At 72.3% G+C, this 15,988-nt stretch carries 16 protein-coding genes; 4 read left to right on the top strand and 12 right to left on the bottom strand.

Annotation, left to right across the window (positions count from 1 at the left end; translation table 11 throughout):
- Positions 1-174: 174 nt before the first annotated feature.
- From RBJ77_RS01800 to RBJ77_RS01785, 4 genes are all read right to left on the bottom strand, one after another.
- Positions 175-1,449, bottom strand: coding sequence for an aspartate aminotransferase family protein (locus RBJ77_RS01800; RefSeq protein ID WP_372343344.1), 1,275 nt, complete (start codon positions 1,447-1,449; stop codon positions 175-177).
- 42 nt (positions 1,450-1,491) lie between these two features.
- Positions 1,492-2,334 (bottom strand): nitrilase-related carbon-nitrogen hydrolase, encoded by an 843-nt coding sequence (locus RBJ77_RS01795; RefSeq protein ID WP_372343343.1) that lies wholly within the window; start codon positions 2,332-2,334, stop codon positions 1,492-1,494.
- A gap of 146 nt (positions 2,335-2,480) precedes the next feature.
- Positions 2,481-3,725, bottom strand: coding sequence for a hypothetical protein (locus tag RBJ77_RS01790; RefSeq protein WP_372343342.1), 1,245 nt, complete (start codon positions 3,723-3,725; stop codon positions 2,481-2,483).
- Positions 3,726-3,925: 200 nt separating this feature from the next.
- Positions 3,926-4,177: a helix-turn-helix domain-containing protein gene (locus RBJ77_RS01785; RefSeq protein ID WP_255967199.1), complete on the bottom strand. Its 252-nt coding sequence runs from the start codon at positions 4,175-4,177 to the stop codon at positions 3,926-3,928.
- A 62-nt stretch (positions 4,178-4,239) separates the two neighbouring features.
- Between RBJ77_RS01785 and map the strand changes: the two genes are divergently transcribed.
- Entirely contained in the window at positions 4,240-5,007 is a 768-nt protein-coding gene (gene map, locus RBJ77_RS01780) for a type I methionyl aminopeptidase (protein ID WP_372343341.1), read from the top strand.
- An 18-nt stretch (positions 5,008-5,025) separates the two neighbouring features.
- Here map and RBJ77_RS01775 read toward each other — a convergent pair whose 3' ends face one another.
- The 3 genes from RBJ77_RS01775 to RBJ77_RS01765 all read right to left on the bottom strand — a co-directional run bounded on the left by RBJ77_RS01775 (position 5,026) and on the right by RBJ77_RS01765 (position 8,009).
- Positions 5,026-5,982, bottom strand: coding sequence for an FKBP-type peptidyl-prolyl cis-trans isomerase (locus tag RBJ77_RS01775; protein ID WP_372343340.1), 957 nt, complete (start codon positions 5,980-5,982; stop codon positions 5,026-5,028).
- Positions 5,983-6,171: 189 nt separating this feature from the next.
- The gene (locus tag RBJ77_RS01770) at positions 6,172-6,852 is read right to left on the bottom strand and encodes a response regulator (RefSeq protein ID WP_372343378.1); all 681 of its coding nucleotides are present in this window, start codon (positions 6,850-6,852) and stop codon (positions 6,172-6,174) included.
- A 5-nt stretch (positions 6,853-6,857) separates the two neighbouring features.
- Positions 6,858-8,009: a sensor histidine kinase gene (locus RBJ77_RS01765; protein ID WP_372343339.1), complete on the bottom strand. Its 1,152-nt coding sequence runs from the start codon at positions 8,007-8,009 to the stop codon at positions 6,858-6,860.
- A 102-nt stretch (positions 8,010-8,111) separates the two neighbouring features.
- Here RBJ77_RS01765 and RBJ77_RS01760 point away from each other — a divergent pair, with 102 nt between their 5' ends.
- Both RBJ77_RS01760 and RBJ77_RS01755 read left to right on the top strand, forming a co-directional pair.
- Positions 8,112-9,023 (top strand): ATP-binding cassette domain-containing protein, encoded by a 912-nt coding sequence (locus tag RBJ77_RS01760; RefSeq protein WP_372343338.1) that lies wholly within the window; start codon positions 8,112-8,114, stop codon positions 9,021-9,023.
- Complete coding sequence (locus RBJ77_RS01755) at positions 9,020-9,832, top strand: ABC transporter permease (protein WP_372343337.1); 813 nt, start codon at positions 9,020-9,022, stop codon at positions 9,830-9,832. The genes RBJ77_RS01760 and RBJ77_RS01755 overlap by 4 nt, the downstream gene beginning before the upstream one ends.
- 7 nt (positions 9,833-9,839) lie before the next feature.
- On the opposite strand, the gene ggt is transcribed toward RBJ77_RS01755, so the two are convergent.
- Positions 9,840-11,651 (bottom strand): gamma-glutamyltransferase, encoded by a 1,812-nt coding sequence (ggt, locus tag RBJ77_RS01750; RefSeq protein ID WP_372343336.1) that lies wholly within the window; start codon positions 11,649-11,651, stop codon positions 9,840-9,842.
- A 103-nt stretch (positions 11,652-11,754) separates the two neighbouring features.
- On the opposite strand from ggt, the gene RBJ77_RS01745 reads away from it, so the two are divergent.
- Complete coding sequence (locus tag RBJ77_RS01745; RefSeq protein WP_372343335.1) at positions 11,755-12,516, top strand: hypothetical protein; 762 nt, start codon at positions 11,755-11,757, stop codon at positions 12,514-12,516.
- Between the two features lie 170 nt (positions 12,517-12,686).
- Here RBJ77_RS01745 and RBJ77_RS01740 read toward each other — a convergent pair whose 3' ends face one another.
- From RBJ77_RS01740 to RBJ77_RS01725, 4 genes are read right to left on the bottom strand one after another with little or no spacing between them, the layout of a single operon-like run.
- Entirely contained in the window at positions 12,687-13,556 is an 870-nt protein-coding gene (locus tag RBJ77_RS01740) for an amino acid ABC transporter permease (protein WP_372343334.1), read from the bottom strand.
- A complete protein-coding gene (locus RBJ77_RS01735) occupies positions 13,553-14,197 on the bottom strand; it encodes an amino acid ABC transporter permease (protein ID WP_255967215.1) in 645 nt (214 codons plus the stop codon). Before RBJ77_RS01735 ends, RBJ77_RS01740 begins: the two co-directional genes overlap by 4 nt.
- Positions 14,198-14,207: 10 nt before the next feature.
- A complete protein-coding gene (locus RBJ77_RS01730) occupies positions 14,208-15,119 on the bottom strand; it encodes a glutamate ABC transporter substrate-binding protein (protein ID WP_372343333.1) in 912 nt (303 codons plus the stop codon).
- A gap of 18 nt (positions 15,120-15,137) precedes the next feature.
- On the bottom strand, positions 15,138-15,881 hold the full coding sequence (locus tag RBJ77_RS01725; protein WP_255967217.1) for an amino acid ABC transporter ATP-binding protein: 744 nt from the start codon (positions 15,879-15,881) through the stop codon (positions 15,138-15,140).
- Between the last annotated feature and the right edge of the window lie 107 nt (positions 15,882-15,988).

Raw genomic sequence — 15,988 nt, 5'->3', positions numbered from 1 at the left:
GGCCGCCCTCCTCTCTGGTGCGGATTCACGCCGTGGGCACATGCCTCTCAGCCGTGTGCGGGTTCGTCGTGGCTGGTCGCGCAGTTCCCCGCGCCCCTGGAGGGCGGGTCGATCAAGCCCCTCCGGCGATTGAGGAGCGGGGTCCGGGGCGGAGCCCCGTGGGCGGGGGCACGTCTACGACACGCTCCGCAACGCCCGTTCCAGGATCGCGGCGCCCTCCTCCGCCTCGCTCACCGTCAACGACAACGGCGGCGCGATGCGGAGCACACTCGTGTCGTGGCCGCCGCCCTTGCCGATCAGCAGCCCGTTCTCCCGGCAGGTCTCCAGGACCGCCGCCGCGACCCGGGGCGACCGGTCGGCCAGTTCCACGCCGATCATCAGGCCCCGGCCCCGCACCTCCCGTACGACGGAGGCGCTCGCCGCGATGGCCCGCAGGCGCTCGATGAGGAGTCCGCCGACCCGGCGCGCGTTGCCCTGGAGGTCGTGTTCCAGGAGGTAGGAGAGGTTGGCGAGGCCCGCGGCCATGGTGACCGGGGAGCCGCCGAACGTCGAGATGGAGTTGGCGTCGAGGCAGTTCATGACCTCGGCGCGGGCCACGACGCCGCCGATGGACATGCCGTTGCCGATGCCCTTGGCGAAGGTGAGGATGTCCGGCGGCCCGGACTGGCCGTGCGCCTGCCAGCCCCAGAAGTGCTCGCCGGTGCGGCCCCAGCCGGTCTGCACCTCGTCCGCGATCCAGAGGATGCCGTGCTCCTGGAGCACGTCACGGAAGCGGGCGTACAGGCCGTCGGGGGGTGCGGTGAAGCCGCCGACGCCCTGGACGGGTTCGGCGATGAGCGCCGCCACGTCGCCGCGGGTCTGGCCGAGCACGTCGCGCAGGTCGGCGACGCAGGCCTCGATGAAGTCGGCGTCGGAGAGGGCGGCGTACGGGCCGCGGCTGCGGACGCCGCCGTGCACGTACAGCGTCTGCAGAGGCGACAGGCTCGTCGGCGACCAGCCCTTGTTGCCGGTGATGCCGACCGCGGAGAACGAGCGGCCGTGGTAGCTGTTGCGCATCGCGAGGATCTGGTTCGAGCGGCGGTGCGCGGTGGCCAGCAGCAGCGCCGTGTCGTTGGCCTCGGTGCCGGACGTGGTGAAGAAGACGCGGGCGTCGGGGATGCCGGACAACCGGGCGACGCGCTCGGCGAGTTCGACCATGGGGCGGTTCAGATAGAGCGTGGAGGAGTGGATGATCCGGCCCGCCTGCTCGCTCACCGCCTTCGTCACCTCCGGCAGGGCGTGCGCGGTCATCGTGGTGAGGATGCCGCCGAAGAAGTCGAGGTACTTGTTCCCGTCGGCGTCCCAGACGTGGCGGCCCTCGCCGTGGGTGAGCTCGATCGGGTCGGCGTAGTACAGCGCCAGCCAGTCGGGAAGGACGGCGCGGGTGCGGGAGTGCAGAGAGGGGTTCACGGGTGCGGCATCCCTTCGTCGGTCACGGCTTGGGTGTGGCGTTCACGGCTGGACGAGGCCGTCGTAGGCGTCGGGGCGGCGGTCGCGGTAGAACGCCCACTGCTGCCTGACCTCGTCGATGAGCCCGAAGTCCAGGTCGCGGACGAGGAGTTCCTCCGTCTTGTCGCTCGCGGCGTCGCCGACGAGCTGTCCGCGCGGGTCGACGAAGTACGACGTGCCGTAGAAGTCGTTGTCGCCGTAACTCTCGACGCCGACGCGGTTGATGGCGGCGACGAAGTACTCGTTGGCGACGGCGGCGGCCGGCTGTTCGAGGCGCCACAGGTACGCGGACAGGCCGCGGCTGGTGGCCGACGGGTTGTAGACGAGCTGGGCGCCGTTCAGGCCCAACTGCCGCCAGCCCTCGGGGAAGTGGCGGTCGTAGCAGATGTAGACGCCGACGCGGCCGACGGCGGTGTCGAAGACCGGCCAGCCCAGGTTCCCCGGCTTGAAGTAGTACTTCTCCCAGAAGCCCTTGACCTGCGGGATGTGGTGCTTGCGGTACTTGCCGAGGTAGGAGCCGTCGGCGTCGATCACGGCGGCGGTGTTGAAGTAGAAGCCGGACTGCTCGACCTCGAAGACGGGGACGACGATCACCATGCCGGTCTCGCGGGCGAGTTCCCGCATCCGCGTCACGGTCGGACCGTCCGGTACCGGCTCGGCCCAGCGGTAGTGCTCGGCCTCCTGGACCTGGCAGAAGTAGGGGGCGTTGAAGACTTCCTGGAAGCCGATCACCCGCGCGCCCTGCCGGGCGGCCTCGCGGGCGTGTTCCTCGTGTTTGGCGATCATGGATTCGGTGTCGCCCGTCCAGGTGGCCTGGACGAGTGCGGCGCGTACGACGTGGGCCACGATCCGCTCCTTTGCCTGAGCCTCTACGCCCGTAGACCGGGCCGTAGAGGGACGAACGTAAGCCCACCCGGAAGGCTTGCCAAGACCATCGTCGTCAACCCGCTGGATCGATCACGTTTCGACACTCGTGCGGGTGAGCCGGGGGCTCAGGCCGTCAGTCCCGCGACGCGCAGTGCGTGCACCACGTCCCGGTACCGCTCACCCGACACGGCGCGCGCCGCTTCGGCGATCAGCGGGACGAGCCGGCCGGGATCGACCTGGGCGCTGGCGGCCGCCTCCTCGGGGGTGCGGCTGCGCACGTACGCGTCGAGGAGGGTCTGCGCGGCGCGCCGCCGGCCGTCGGCGTGCAGCAGGCCGACCGCGTCGCCCATCTCCGCGGGCGGCCGGGCGACGCCCTGGCGGAGCAGTTGGCGGGCGTCGGCGTCGCGACCGGCGGCGGCGAGCGCGTCGGCGGCGTCGACCACCCGGTCGGGCGGCAGGGAGGCCGCCTCCCACAGCAGGGTGGCCCAGTCGGCGCCGAGCCCGGCGCGGTGGAGTTCGGCGGCGAGCGGCGGCAGGTGGGCGGCGGGCCCGTGGGCGGCGTCGACGAGCACGATGTGGGCGTCGCCGCTCCTGCCCTCCGTGCGGTGCCGGACGAGGGCGTGCACCGTCGCGGCGATGCGGGCGTGGGTCATGGAGTCCACCTGCGGCGGGGGCGGGGCCACGACGACGTCCTGCTCGGCTCCGGCGAAGCGGGCTCCGCGCGGTGTGACAACGTCCGCTTCCGGTGCGGGAGTTGACGGCTGGACGGGCGGTACGGGGGTGTCGTCCTGCGGCAGTCCGGCGAAGCGGGCACCGCCGCGCTTGCGCTTCTTCGCGGGCGAGGCCGGGGCCGGGGCCGCGTCCGCGCGCCCGTCCCGGGTCCGAGGTGTCGGCGGGGCCGCTTCCGTGCCGCCCAAGTCGGCCAGCCGCGAACGGAGTTCGGCCACGCGAGCCGTCGCCCGGTCGTAGTCGTCCCTCGCCCAGGCCAGGTCCCGGCGGACCGGGTCGGCCTCCTCCAGGGTGGTCGCCGCGTCGAGCCGGCCGGCCAGTTCGCGCAGACGGTCGGTGGCGCCGCGCTGTTCGCGGGTCATCACGTCGATCCGGCCGACGAGCGCCTCGCGACCGCCGGGCACCGCGTCGTGCACCCGCACCGACGCCCGGTACAGGGCCCTGGCCCGACCGGTCTCCCACGTCGCCCGCTCCGGGCCGTGGGCCGCGGCGAGGTCCTGGAGCAGCGCCTCGACGACGTCCCAGGGCGGCACCTCGCGCCCGTCGAGACAGGCCGTCATGCCGTCGGGATCACGCTGCCAGAAGACTCCGCACCAGCCCGCTCCCTGGTCGATCCGGGCGGTGAGTCCGCGCAGATACATCGCGAACTCCCTTGCCCGTTCCGGGAGTTGTTCCCCGTCCGTGACGCACCCCCACCGATCGCCGCACCCCTGGAGCACTACGCTCCGGAAGGAAACACCCTCCGTGTTACGGGGCTGCTACGCCCGCTTTTCCGGGGTGCGCACGCGGCCGCACGGTCAGGCACGCGCGGCCGCACGGTGATGCGCACGCGGCCGCGCGGTCAGGCGGGCACCAGGGCGCAGCGGATCACCAGCTCGTCCATCGAGATGCCCAGCTCGCGGGCGAGGGCGGCGACGGTGAAGAACGCCGGTGTCGGCGCCCGGCCCGTCTCGATCTTGCGCAGCGTCTCCACCGAGACGCCCGCGGCCGCGGCGACCTCGGTCATGCTGCGCTCCTGCCGTGCCGAGCGCAGCAGCTGCCCGAGCCGCTCGCCGCGCTCGCGCTCTTCCGGGGTCAAGGGGGTTCGCACCATGCCGACAGTCTACCCGAGCACCGATTCCTATACCGGATTCAAATACCGGTATAGTTATTGGCATGGTGGAACTGAAGACGGACACATCGATCGACGCGATGCGGGAGGCGGGCCGTGTCGTGGCGCAGGCCCTGGCCGCCGCACGCAAGCACGCCGCCGTGGGCGTGAGCCTGCTGGAACTCGACGAGGTGGCGCACCAGGTGCTGCGCGACGCGGGCGCGACCTCGCCCTTCCTCGGCTACCGGCCCTCCTTCGCGACGACCCCCTTCCCCGCGGTGCTCTGCACGTCCGTGAACGACGCGATCGTGCACGGCATCCCCACGAAGTACCGGCTGCGCGACGGGGACCTCGTCTCCATCGACTTCGGGGCCCGGCTGGACGGCTGGGTGGGCGACTCCGCGGTCAGCTTCACGGTCGGCACCCCGCGCCCCGCGGACCTCACGCTCGTCGAGACCGCCGAGCGGGCCCTGGCGGCGGGCATCGCGGCGGCCGTGGTCGGGAACCGGATCGGCGACATCGCGCACGCGGTCGGCACGGTCTGCCGCGCGGGCGGGTACGGCGTCCCGCAGGACTTCGGCGGACACGGCGTGGGGCGGCAGATGCACGAGGACCCGTCGGTGCCGAACGAGGGACGCCCGGGCCGCGGCATGCCGCTGCGCCACGGCATGGTCCTGGCCATCGAGCCGATGCTGATCGGCGGCGGCACCGACGGCTACCACGAGGCGTCGGACGGCTGGACGCTGTGCACGAACGACGGCTCCCGCGCGGCGCACGCCGAGCACACGGTGGCGATCACGGACGCGGGGCCGCGCATCCTGACCGCCCTGTAGGACCTGTCGCGGGCGACGTCAGCGGTCCTGGCGGTCCAGGACCTCCATGACGTAGAGGACCGCCCGGCCGGCCGGCGCGGCGACGCCGCCCCTGGTCGTGGTGAAGCCGGGCCGGTAGCGGGCGGGCACGGCGATCTGCACCCGGCTGCCGACCCGCACCCCGCGCAGCGCCTCGAACACCCCGGGCGGCACCGCGTCCGGGGTGACGACGAACCCGTTCGGCCCGGTCACCGCGTACGTGGAGCGGTACGGCGCCCGCTGCCCCCACGCCCAGGACGCGTACTGCACGACGGCGACGTCGCCCCGCTGCAGCACCGGTCCGCGGCCCTCGGCCAGCGTGCGGACGTCGAGCCTGCGCGGCGCGCCCCGGCCCCAGCTGGTCACCTGGGGCGCCCGGTCCGCCCGGACGGCGACGACCGGCGTCCCGTCCCGCGCACCCCCCGGCCCGCCCGGCGCCTCGGCATCGACGGGCGGGATGCGCTGGTCGACGCCGTACCCGCCGATCACGTCGAAGACGAGCACCACGTGGTCACCGGCGGCGACCCGGGCGGGCGCCACGTCGCGCGGCGCGAGACCGCTCGCGGCCGGGCCGACCAGCAGCACCCGGCTGCCCGCCCGGCGGCCGACGAGCGCCCGGTCCCAGGCGCGCGGCCCGTGCGCGCCGTCGAAGGCGACCGTCGTCGGCTGGGTGAGGCCCCAGGTCGACAGGAGCTTCCTGTTGCCCTCCCAGCTCCTCATCTCCACGTCGGTGACGACGACCTGCCCCTTCTTCACCTCGGGGCCCGGCCCCTCGTGCAGCACGCTCGTCCGGGCCCCTTCCGGGGCGGGCCGGTCCGGCACGGCGATCACCGGCCGAGTGCCGACCGCACCGCTGACGTCGGGAACGTTCTCGGCTGCGGGGGCCGCGCAGGCCGCCGCGCCCGCGGCCAGCAGGGCGAAGGCGGCTGCGCCGGTGCGCACGGACGACGTCGGCACGGAGGTCCTCCAGGGGTGTGGGGGCGTTGGTGTCCGAGCGTGGCCGCAGCGGCCGCCGGGGTGCCGCATCCGTGCCCCGACACACCGGTCGCCGTACGCCTGGCGGGTGTACGGCGACGGGTACCGCCCGGCGGACGCCCGGGCCGGGAGCAGTACGGGCGGGCGCGCGGGCCCGCCCCGGCGGAGCCCTCAGCGGGACGGGGTCACGAGCCCCAACTCGTATGCGGTGATGACCAGTTGCACACGGTCCCGGGCGCCGAGCTTGGTGAACAGACGGGCCACGTGCGATTTGGTCGTGGCGACGCTGATGAAGAGCTCCTCGGCGATCTCCTGGTTGGAGCGGCCGAGCCCGACCAGTGTCAGCACCTCCCGCTCCCGCTCCGTGACGCCCTCGACGGGGCGCGGCGAGCGCGCGGCCTCCGGTCCCGGGCGTCCCACGAAGTCGGCGATCAGCCGGCGGGTGACGGCGGGCGCGATGAGGGCGTCCCCGGCGGCGACCACCCGGACCGCCGCGAGGATCTCCTCCAGCTGCATGTCCTTCACGGCGAAGCCGCTGGCGCCCGCGCGCAGCGCCCCGTACACGTAGTCGTCCTCGTCGAAGGTGGTCAGCACGAGCACCCGGCTGCCGCTGTCGCCCGCCATGATCCGCCGGGTCGCCTCGATGCCGTCCGTGCCGGGCATCCTGATGTCCATCACGACGACGTCGGGCCGCAGGCTCGCGGCCAGTTCGACCGCCTCCGCCCCGTCGCCCGCCTCGCCGACGACGTCCAGGTCGTCGGTGTCCGCGATGAGGACGCGCAGCCCGGAGCGGACCAGCGGCTGGTCGTCGACGAGCAGCACCCGTACCTTCTTCGCCGTCTGCGCCGTCATCTCCGTCATCGCGCCGCCTCCGGCAGCGGGATCCGCGCCGCCACCCGGAATCCGCCCTCCGGCCGTGGCCCCGCGCTGAACTCGCCGTGCAGCAGGCTCACCCGCTCCCCCATCCCCGTGATCCCGAACCCCGTACCCGGTGATCCTGCCGCGGGGCCCCGCCCCGCGTCCACGATCTCCAGCGCCAGGTCCCTGTCGCCGAACGAGACCAGGACCCGGCACGTGTCGGTGCCGGCGTGCCGGACGACGTTGGTGAGGGACTCCTGCACGATCCGGTACGCCGCGAGGTCGACGTCGGCGGGCAGCGGCCGTTGCGCGCCGCTGCGGACGACCTCGACGTGCACGCCCGCGTCCCGTGCGGTGACTTCGGTGAGGCTGCCGAGGTCGGCGAGGCCGGTGGCGGGGGTCAGGGGCGCGGCGCCGGGTTCGGCGCGGCGCAGGGCGACCAGGGTGCGGCGCAGGCCCTGGAGCGTCTCCCGGCTGGTCGTCTCGATGGCCTCCAGCGCCTCGCGCGCCTCCTTCGGCCGGGTCTCGATGACCCGGCTCGCGACCCCCGACTGGATCGCGATGACGCCGATGCTGTGGGACACCATGTCGTGCAACTCCCGTGCGATCCGCAGCCGTTCGGCGGTCACGGCCTCGGCGACGGCCTGCTCGCGCAGGGCCGCGGCGTGCTGCCGCCGCTCCCGTCCGAGCAGGCCGACCATGCACGCGACGAGCAGGACGAGCAGGGCGACGACGCCGAACCCGATCTGGTTCTCGGGACGCGCGAAGAACGCGATGCCGACGGCCTGCGCGACGAAGGAGAGCGCGATCCCGGCGACCGCCGTCCCGCGCGACCCCCGGGCGATCAGATACCCGAGCACCACGTCGGCCGAGACGAACGCCACCAGGTTCGCCTGCCGCGAGTCGTCGAAGGGGCCGTACGTGGGCTGCGCGGCGACCGCGAGCAGGGTGCCGGCCAGCGCCACGACGAGCCCGAACAGCGGCGCTCGCCGCACCACCCCCACCAGGAGCACGGCCGACAGGGTCACGCCCAGGGCGCGCACCGACGGCAGCACCATCGACGAGCCGAACAGCGACAGGGACACCGCGAGCGGGTACAGGACGAGCCCGCACCAGGCGGCGGCACCCCGGGCGGAGGAGGTTGCGTTCACACAGGTGAGCGTACGAGGGCGGGTGCGCGCCCGGCATCCGTCCACGGGATGCATCCCGTGGGCCGATGCGGGCCCGCGCCGCGCGGCGGCACGGTGGCGTACGTGATCGAAGTCAGCGAACTCACCAAGCGGTACGGCCGCAGGACGGCCGTCGACGGCCTGTCCTTCACGGTGCGGCCCGGGGTCGTCACCGGGTTCCTCGGACCGAACGGGGCGGGCAAGACCACGACGCTGCGGGTGCTGCTCGGCCTGGACGCGCCGACCGCCGGCACGGCGACGGTGGACGGGGTGCCGTTCGCCTCGCATCCGCGCGGCCTGCGGCACGCCGGCGCCCTGCTCGACGCGCAGCAGGTGCACGGCGGCCGGACCGCGCAGGCCCATCTCGCCGCGCTCGCCCGCAGCAACGGACTGCCCGCGCGGCGGGTGTCCGAGGTGCTCGCGGAGGTCGGCCTCGGGGCGGCGGCGCAGCGCCGGATCGGCGGCTTCTCGCTGGGCATGAAACAGCGTCTCGGGGTCGCGGCGGCGCTGCTCGGCGACCCGCCGGTCCTGCTGTTCGACGAGCCGTTCAACGGGCTGGACCCGGAGGGCGTGCTGTGGCTGCGCGGTCTGTTCCGGCGGCTCGCCGACGAGGGCCGCACGGTGTTCCTGTCGAGCCATCTGATGTCCGAGATGCAGTCCACGGCGGACGAGTTGATCGTCGTCGGGCAGGGCCGGCTGGTCGCGGCGGAGCCGCTGAGCGCGTTCGCGGCGCGGGCCGAGCGGCTGAGCGTCGTCGTGGGCTCCCCGGACGCGGCGGAGCTGGCGCGGCGGCTCACGGCGGCCGGCGCCGAGGTGGTGCCGGAGTCGGCCGAGCGCCTGGTCGTGACCGGGCTGCCCGCGGACCGGATCGGCGCGCTCGCCCTCGCGCACCGCGTCGTGCTGCACGAACTGACCATCCGTACGGCCTCGTTGGAGGAAGCCTTCATGGCACTGACCGCCGGCCACGTCGAGTACCCGGCGGGGGCCGCCCGATGAGCGCGGCGACCGGGCGGGCGCGCTTCGGCGACCTCCTCGCCGCCGAGTGGATCAAGATCAGGTCGCTGCGGTCCACGCCGTGGGTGCTCGCGCTGGTCACGCTGACCGTGCTGACGAGCGCGGCCCTCGCCGCGTACGGCGACTACCGCAACTACCCGCACTACAGCGGGCGGGACCAGCGGGAGCACGTGTGGTCGCTCGGCGACGCGTTCCCCGCGGAGGGGTATCTGACGCTGATGCTGGCGGCGGGCAGCGTCGGTGCGATCGTCGTCGTCAGCGAGTACGGCAGCGGGCTGATCCGGACGACGACGGTCGCGGTGCCCGCACGGCGTGCGGTGCTGCTGGCGAAGGCGGTGGTGACGGCGCTGCTGTGGACGGGGGTGGGTCTGGTCTGCGCGCTGGGCTCGTTCGCGGTGTCGCAGGGGATCCTGGCCGGCCGGGACGCCGCGGTGCCGCTCACGGACGCGGGTGCGCTGCGGGCGGTCGCCGCGTCGGCGCTGCTCGCGCCGGTGTGCGCGCTCATCGGGTTCGGCCTGGGAGCCCTGGTGCGGCACGGCGCCACGACGATGGTCGGGACCGCGTTCACGCTGCTGATGCTGCCGGTGTTCTTCTCCTCGCGCGAGCCCTGGGTCCAGCGGATCGACCACCTGATGGTGCAGAGCGCCTGGCAGCGGCTCGTCACGCTCTACGGCTGGGGTCCCGAGGCGTACGGCGGCGCGACGGTCGCCGGGGCCTGGACGGTGTTCGCCGTCTGGCCGCTGGTGGCCGTCGCGCTCGCCCTGCTCGTCGTACGCCACAGGGACGTCTGACGTCCTGTCACTTGCCGGGCGCGACCACCATCGCCGAGCCGCCGCCGCGCCGCACCTTCTCGGCCGCCGCGAGCCACTTGCCGCCCGGCAGCCGCTGTACGCCGGTGGCGGCGCCGATCTCCGGGTTGAGCTTGAAGGAGTGTCCGATGGCTTCGAGCTTCGCCCGCGACGCGCTGTCGTAGAGGCCGGGTTCGAGCTCGGTCTGCGCCGCGTTGCGCTGGCTGGCGCGCGGCGCCGCGATGGCGTCGACGAGCGGCAGGCCCCGGTCGAGGAACCCGGTCAGCGTCTGCAGCACGGTGGTGATGATGGTGGCGCCGCCGGGCGAGCCGACCGCGACGACGGGCCGGTTCGCCTTGTCGAGGACGATGGTCGGGGAGATGGACGACCGCGGCCGCTTGCCGGGGCCCGGCAGGTTCGGGTCGTGCACGTCGGGGCTCGCGGGCGCGAAGGAGAAGTCGGTCAGCTCGTTGTTGAGCAGGAAGCCGCGGCCCGGCACCGTGATGCCGCTGCCGCCGGTCGACTCGATGGTGAGGGTGTACGCGACGACGTTGCCCCACTTGTCGGCGGCCGTCAGGTGCGTGGTGTTCTCGCCCTCGAACGTGGTCGGGGCGGCCTTGTCGCCCGCCTCGCCGCACTTCCCGGGGTGGCGGGGGTCACCGGGCGGCACCGGGCTGGTGAGCACGGCGTCGTCCTTGATCAGGCAGGCCCGCGAGTCGGCGAACTTCTGCGACAGGAGCCCGGCGGTCGGCACGGACTCGAAGGCCGGGTCGCCGACCCAGCGGCCCCGGTCGGCGAACGCGATCCGGCTCGCCTCGATGAACCGGTGCAGGTACCGCACGTCGGACGCCTTCGAGAGGTCGGTCCGCTCCAGGATGTTGAGGGCCTCGCCGACGGTCGTGCCGCCGGACGACGACGGCGCCATCGAGTAGACGCCGAGTCCGCGGTACGAGGTCTTCGACGGCGCCTGGTACTTGGCCGTGTACGCCGTGAGGTCCTTGGCCGACAGCTGCCCGGGGCGCGCCCGGTAGCCCGAGGCCGGGTCGACCGGCGGGTCGTTGACCGTCCGCACCACGTCGGCGCCGATGTCACCGCGGTACAGCGCCCCGATCCCCTTGCGGCCCAGCTCGTCGTAGGTGCGCGCCAGGTCGGGGTTCTTGAACGTCGATCCGACGACCGGCAGCTGCCCGCCGGGCAGGAACAGCTTCGCCGTGTCGGGGAAGTTCCGGAACCGGGCCTCGTTCGACGCGGTCTGCGAGCGGAAGGTGTCGTCGACGGTGAACCCGTCGTGGGCCAGCTTCCGCGCGGGCTTCAGGACGGTGCCGAGCCGCTTGCTGCCCCAGGCGTCGAGCGCGGACTGCCAGGTGGCCGGGGTGCCGGGCGTGCCGACGCTCAGACCGCTGGTGACCGCGTCGTTGAAGGCGAGCGGCTTGCCGTTCTCCAGGAAGAGGTCGGACCCGGCCGTGAGCGGCGCGGTCTCCCGGCCGTCGATCGTGTGGACCTGGCGCGTCCTCGCGTCGTAGTAGACGAAGTAGCCGCCGCCACCGACTCCGGACGAGTACGGCTCGGTGACGCCGAGGGCGGCCGCGGTGGCGACGGCGGCGTCCACCGCGTTGCCCCCGTTGCGCAGGACCTCGATGCCGGCGGCCGAGGCGTCGGCGTCGACGCTCGCCACGGCGCCGCCGGACCCGACGGCAACCGGAACCTTCGGCGGGGTGCCCGACGAGCCGGAAGCGGACGAAGGGGGCGCCGCGGCCCCGACGGCGACCATGCTCGCCGCGACCGCGCACATCGACAGATTCCGCCCAACTGAACGCCTCATCAGTACCTCCAGTCAACAGCCGTCTGCGCAGCGTAACTTGACTTCCGGGAGCCGTCAGGACCCCCTCGAACACCGGTCCGCCGGTTGGCTAGAGTGCGCCCCCATGACTGAAGACGTGCGCAACATCGTCCTCGGCCTGATCGCAGCGGGCATCAGCGCCGCGCTGGGCTGGCTCGCCCGTACCTACCTGTGGAAGCGGAGGCTCCGCCGCAAGCAGGCCTTCTTCGGGCTGCCCGACAACTCGGAGTCGCTGCTGGTGGTGAACCGCGACGCGGGCGGCGCCGAGCTGACGGTGAAGCGCCACGACGTCTTCGCCCTCCTCGAACTCTCCGCCCTCATCAAGGACTGCGGCGCCCACGCCCAGGTCGTCGCCCACGACACGGCCCAGCAGGGCTTCGGGGAGCGTACGGAGTTCTGCGTGGGCGGCCCGGCCTCGAACCGCCGGATGGCCGCCCACATGGTGAGCCTGCTGCCCGGGATCCGCGTGAACACGGATCCGGAGCCGGGGCCGGACCGCGGCGCCTTCCAGATCGGCTCCGAGCGCTACCGCCTGGAGCCGGGCAGGACCGAGTACGTGATCCTGGCCCGCCTCACCGCCGGGGAGTCCAAGGAGGCGAGACCCGTCTTCCTGTTCTGCGGCCAGCTCCCCATCACCAACCAGGCCGCCACCCGCTATCTCGCCCGCCACCACGAGCGCCTCGCGCGCAAGCACGGCAACAGTTCGTTCGTGCTGCTCCTGAAGGTCGTCAACTCCGGGGCGTACGGGCCGGACGTCGTCGAGCTGGTCGCCGACGTCACCAAGTCCGCCCAGACTCCGCTCCCGGCGGCGGCGACCGCCCCGCGGAACTCGCACCGGGCCAAGTAGCCCCTGACACCAAGGAGAGCGGTGCCCCCGTCGCGTACGAATGCGACCGGGGCCCGCTCGGCCTCGGCAAGCAGGCGCGTCCCGTCCGTCGTGCGCACAGCTGACCTTCTTCCCGCGGGTGCGGGGAGTGATCTCCGACTGCGGCCGGCCGGGGACTGCCCATGCTCCGGCTACTGCACTCCTGGCAGCAGCGTCCCTGGTTCGGCAGGCGCGACATCCGCCGCCTCTGTCTTGGGACTGCGCCGCTGTCGCCTGGCCACCCACTGGGCGAACCACGACAGCAACATGCACATCCCGATGTAGATCGGCGAGATGACCATCACCACAGGGATGAAGGGCAAATCGTAGTCGAGGTTCGACGCGATCAGCTTCCCGGCGTGGAGGAACTCCTCATAGGTGATCAGGAAGCCGAGCGAGGTGTCCTTCAGGGCCACCACGAGCTGGCTGATGATGGCGGGCATCATGGCCCGGACGGCCTGCGGCACCAGCACGTGCGCCATCACCTGTGTCTTGCGCATCCCGAGCGCGTACGCCGCCTCGCGCTGGCCGCGCTCCACCGCGTTGATGCCGGAGCGGAACACCTCGGCGAGCACGGAGCCGTTGTAGAGCGTCAGGCCGGCGACGAGCGCGGGCAGCGGCTCCACCTTCAGGGCCACGTAGATGAAGAAGATCATCACGAGGACCGGCATCGCGCGGAAGAACTCCACGAAGAGCGTCGCGAGCCAGCGCACGGGCCGGTGGTCGGAGAGCCGCCCGACGGCGAGGAGGGTGCCGAGGACGAGGGAGAGCACGGCCGCGATGGCGAACGCCTTCAGCGTGTTGCCGAGGCCGCGCAGCAGCAGCTCCTGGATCCCCTTGTACTGGAAGGGCATCCACTTCGTGTACGTGAACTGGTCGGTGTCGAACAGCAGGTAGACGATCCAGCCGACGAGCGCGAGCACGAGCAGCGTGGAGAGGGCGCCGTACAGCTTGTGGCGGCGCTCGGTCCTGGGGCCGGGGATGTCGTAGAGGGCGGTGGCGCCGTGGTCGAGTGCTTTCATCGGGCGACTCCCCAGCGCTTTTCCAGGATGTTGAAGACCGCGCTGATGGCGAGCGTGATCACGAGGTATCCGAGCGCGATCCAGACGAACGTCCAGATGATGTTGTAGCCGAGCTCGCTGAGCGTCTTGTACGTGCCGAGCAGCTCGGTGACGCTGAACGCGCCCGCGATCGCCGAGTTCTTGGCGAGCGCGATGAGGGTGGAGCCGACGGGCGGGATCACCGACCGGAAGGCCTGCGGCAGGATGATCGTGGTCAGCGTCTGGCTGAACGTCATGCCGAGGCTGCGGGCCGCCTCGCCCTGCCCCTTGGGCACGGTGTTGATGCCGGACCGCAGCGCCTCGCAGATGAACGCCGAGGTGTAGCAGCCGAGCGCGAGCACCGCGAACACGGTGAAGGGCAGCACGAGCCCGAACCGCGGCAGACCCAGCAGGACGGCGAAGAACAGCAGGGTCAGCGGGGTGTTGCGCAGGACGGTGACCCAGGCGGTGCCCAGCGCCCGGAAGGAGCCGACGGGCGCGACCCGGAACGAGGCCATGACGAACCCGAGCACGAGGGCCAGGATCGAGGCGTAGACGGTGAGTTCGACGGTACCGAGGAAGCCTTTCCAGTACGTCGAGATGTTGTCGGTCAGGACGTTCACGTGACGCTCCTCAGCTCGCCGGGTAGCGGTCGATGGGCGGCGGCGTCGGGGCGGGCACTCCGGACAGTCCGAGCGTGGCCTCGAACGCCTTCTTCCAGTCCCCGTTCTTCTGGCGCGCCTCCAGGGCGTCGTTCATGGCGAACCGGAGCGCGTTGTCCTTGCGCGGGACGCCGATGCCGTACGGCTCCTCGGAGAAGGGCTCGCCGGCCAGCTTCAGCTCGTCGGGGGCCTTGGCGGCGAAGCCGAGCAGGATCGCGTCGTCGGTGGTGACCGCGTCGACCTGGAACGTCAGCAGGTTGTCGACGCAGATGGAGTACGTGTCGTACGCGACGAGTTCGGCCTTCGGGTAGTCGGCCTGGATGCGCTGGTACGGGGTCGATCCGGCGGCCGAGCAGACGCGCTTGCCCGCGAGGTCCTGCGGGCCGTTGATGTCCTCCTCGTCCTTGCGCACGAGCAGCGACTGGCCGGCCATGAAGTAGGGGCCGGCGAAACCGACGAGCTTCTTGCGGTTGTCGTTGATCGTGTACGTGCCGACGTAGTAGTCGATCTGCCCGTTCTGCAGGGCCGTCTCGCGGTTGGCGGAGGCGATCGTCTTGAAGGCGATCTTCTTCGGGTCGAGGCCGAGCGAGGCGGAGATCATCCTGGCGATCTCGATGTCGAAGCCCGAGTAGACGCCGTTGGCGGGGTTCTTCTCACCGAGGTAGGGCTGGTCCTCCTTGGCGCCGACGACGAAGTGGCCGCGCTTCGCGGCCCTCTTCCAGGTGGGCGAGTCGGGCAGCGAGAACCCTTGGGCCACTTGGTACTTGGGGAGCTCCTCGGCCGACGGGCCCTTGACCGGCGGGCTGCCTTCCTTGCCGCAGGCGGTGGCGGCGACGGCCGTCACGAGCAGGGCGGCGAGCAGCCGTAGCGACTTGGCGATCATGCGTGCTGCACTCCCCCGTCAGTGCTTGAGGATCTTGGAGAGGAAGTCGCGGGCGCGCTCGCTCTCCGGGTGGGTGAAGAAGTCCTCGGGGGCGCGGTCCTCGACGATCTTCCCGTCGGCCATGAAGACGACGCGGTCGGCGGCGGTGCGGGCGAAGCCCATCTCGTGGGTGACCACGACCATCGTCATGCCGTCGCGGGCGAGTTGCTGCATGACCTCCAGGACCTCGTTGATCATCTCGGGGTCGAGGGCCGAGGTCGGCTCGTCGAAGAGCAGGGCCTTGGGGTCCATGGCGAGGGCGCGGGCGATGGCCACGCGCTGCTGCTGGCCGCCGGACATCTGCGCGGGGAACTTGTCGGCGTGGGCGGCGAGTCCGACCCGGTCGAGGAGTTCGCGGGACCGCTTGTCGGCCTCGTCCTTCTTGCGCTTCCTGACCTTCACCTGGGCCAGCGAGACGTTCTGCAGGACCGTCTTGTGCGCGAAGAGGTTGAAGGACTGGAAGACCATGCCCACTTCGGCCCTCAGCTGCGCGAGCGCCTTGCCCTCCTCGGGCAGCGGCTGTCCGTCGAGCCGGATGGTCCCCGACTGGATCGTCTCCAGCCGGTTGATCGTCCGGCAGAGCGTCGATTTGCCCGACCCCGAAGGGCCGATGACCACCACCACCTCCCCCTTGCCGACGGTGAGGTCGATGTCCTGGAGGACATGCAGCTCCCCGTAGTACTTGTTCACGTCACGCAGCTCGATCAACGGATCGACGGCCATGGCAGTACCTGCCCACTCTCAGCTGTGTCGGTCCGCGCAAACTATCCACGCCGATATGGGACTTAACGGACGACACGCACTTATGGCCATTAACCGTATTTGCGGCT

The organism is Streptomyces sp. KL116D (assembly GCF_030766975.1).
Taxonomy (GTDB): Bacteria; Actinomycetota; Actinomycetes; order Streptomycetales; family Streptomycetaceae; genus Streptomyces; species Streptomyces longispororuber_A.
Note: the sequence above shows the minus strand (reverse complement) of the source record. Positions and strands in the feature narration are given on the sequence as shown.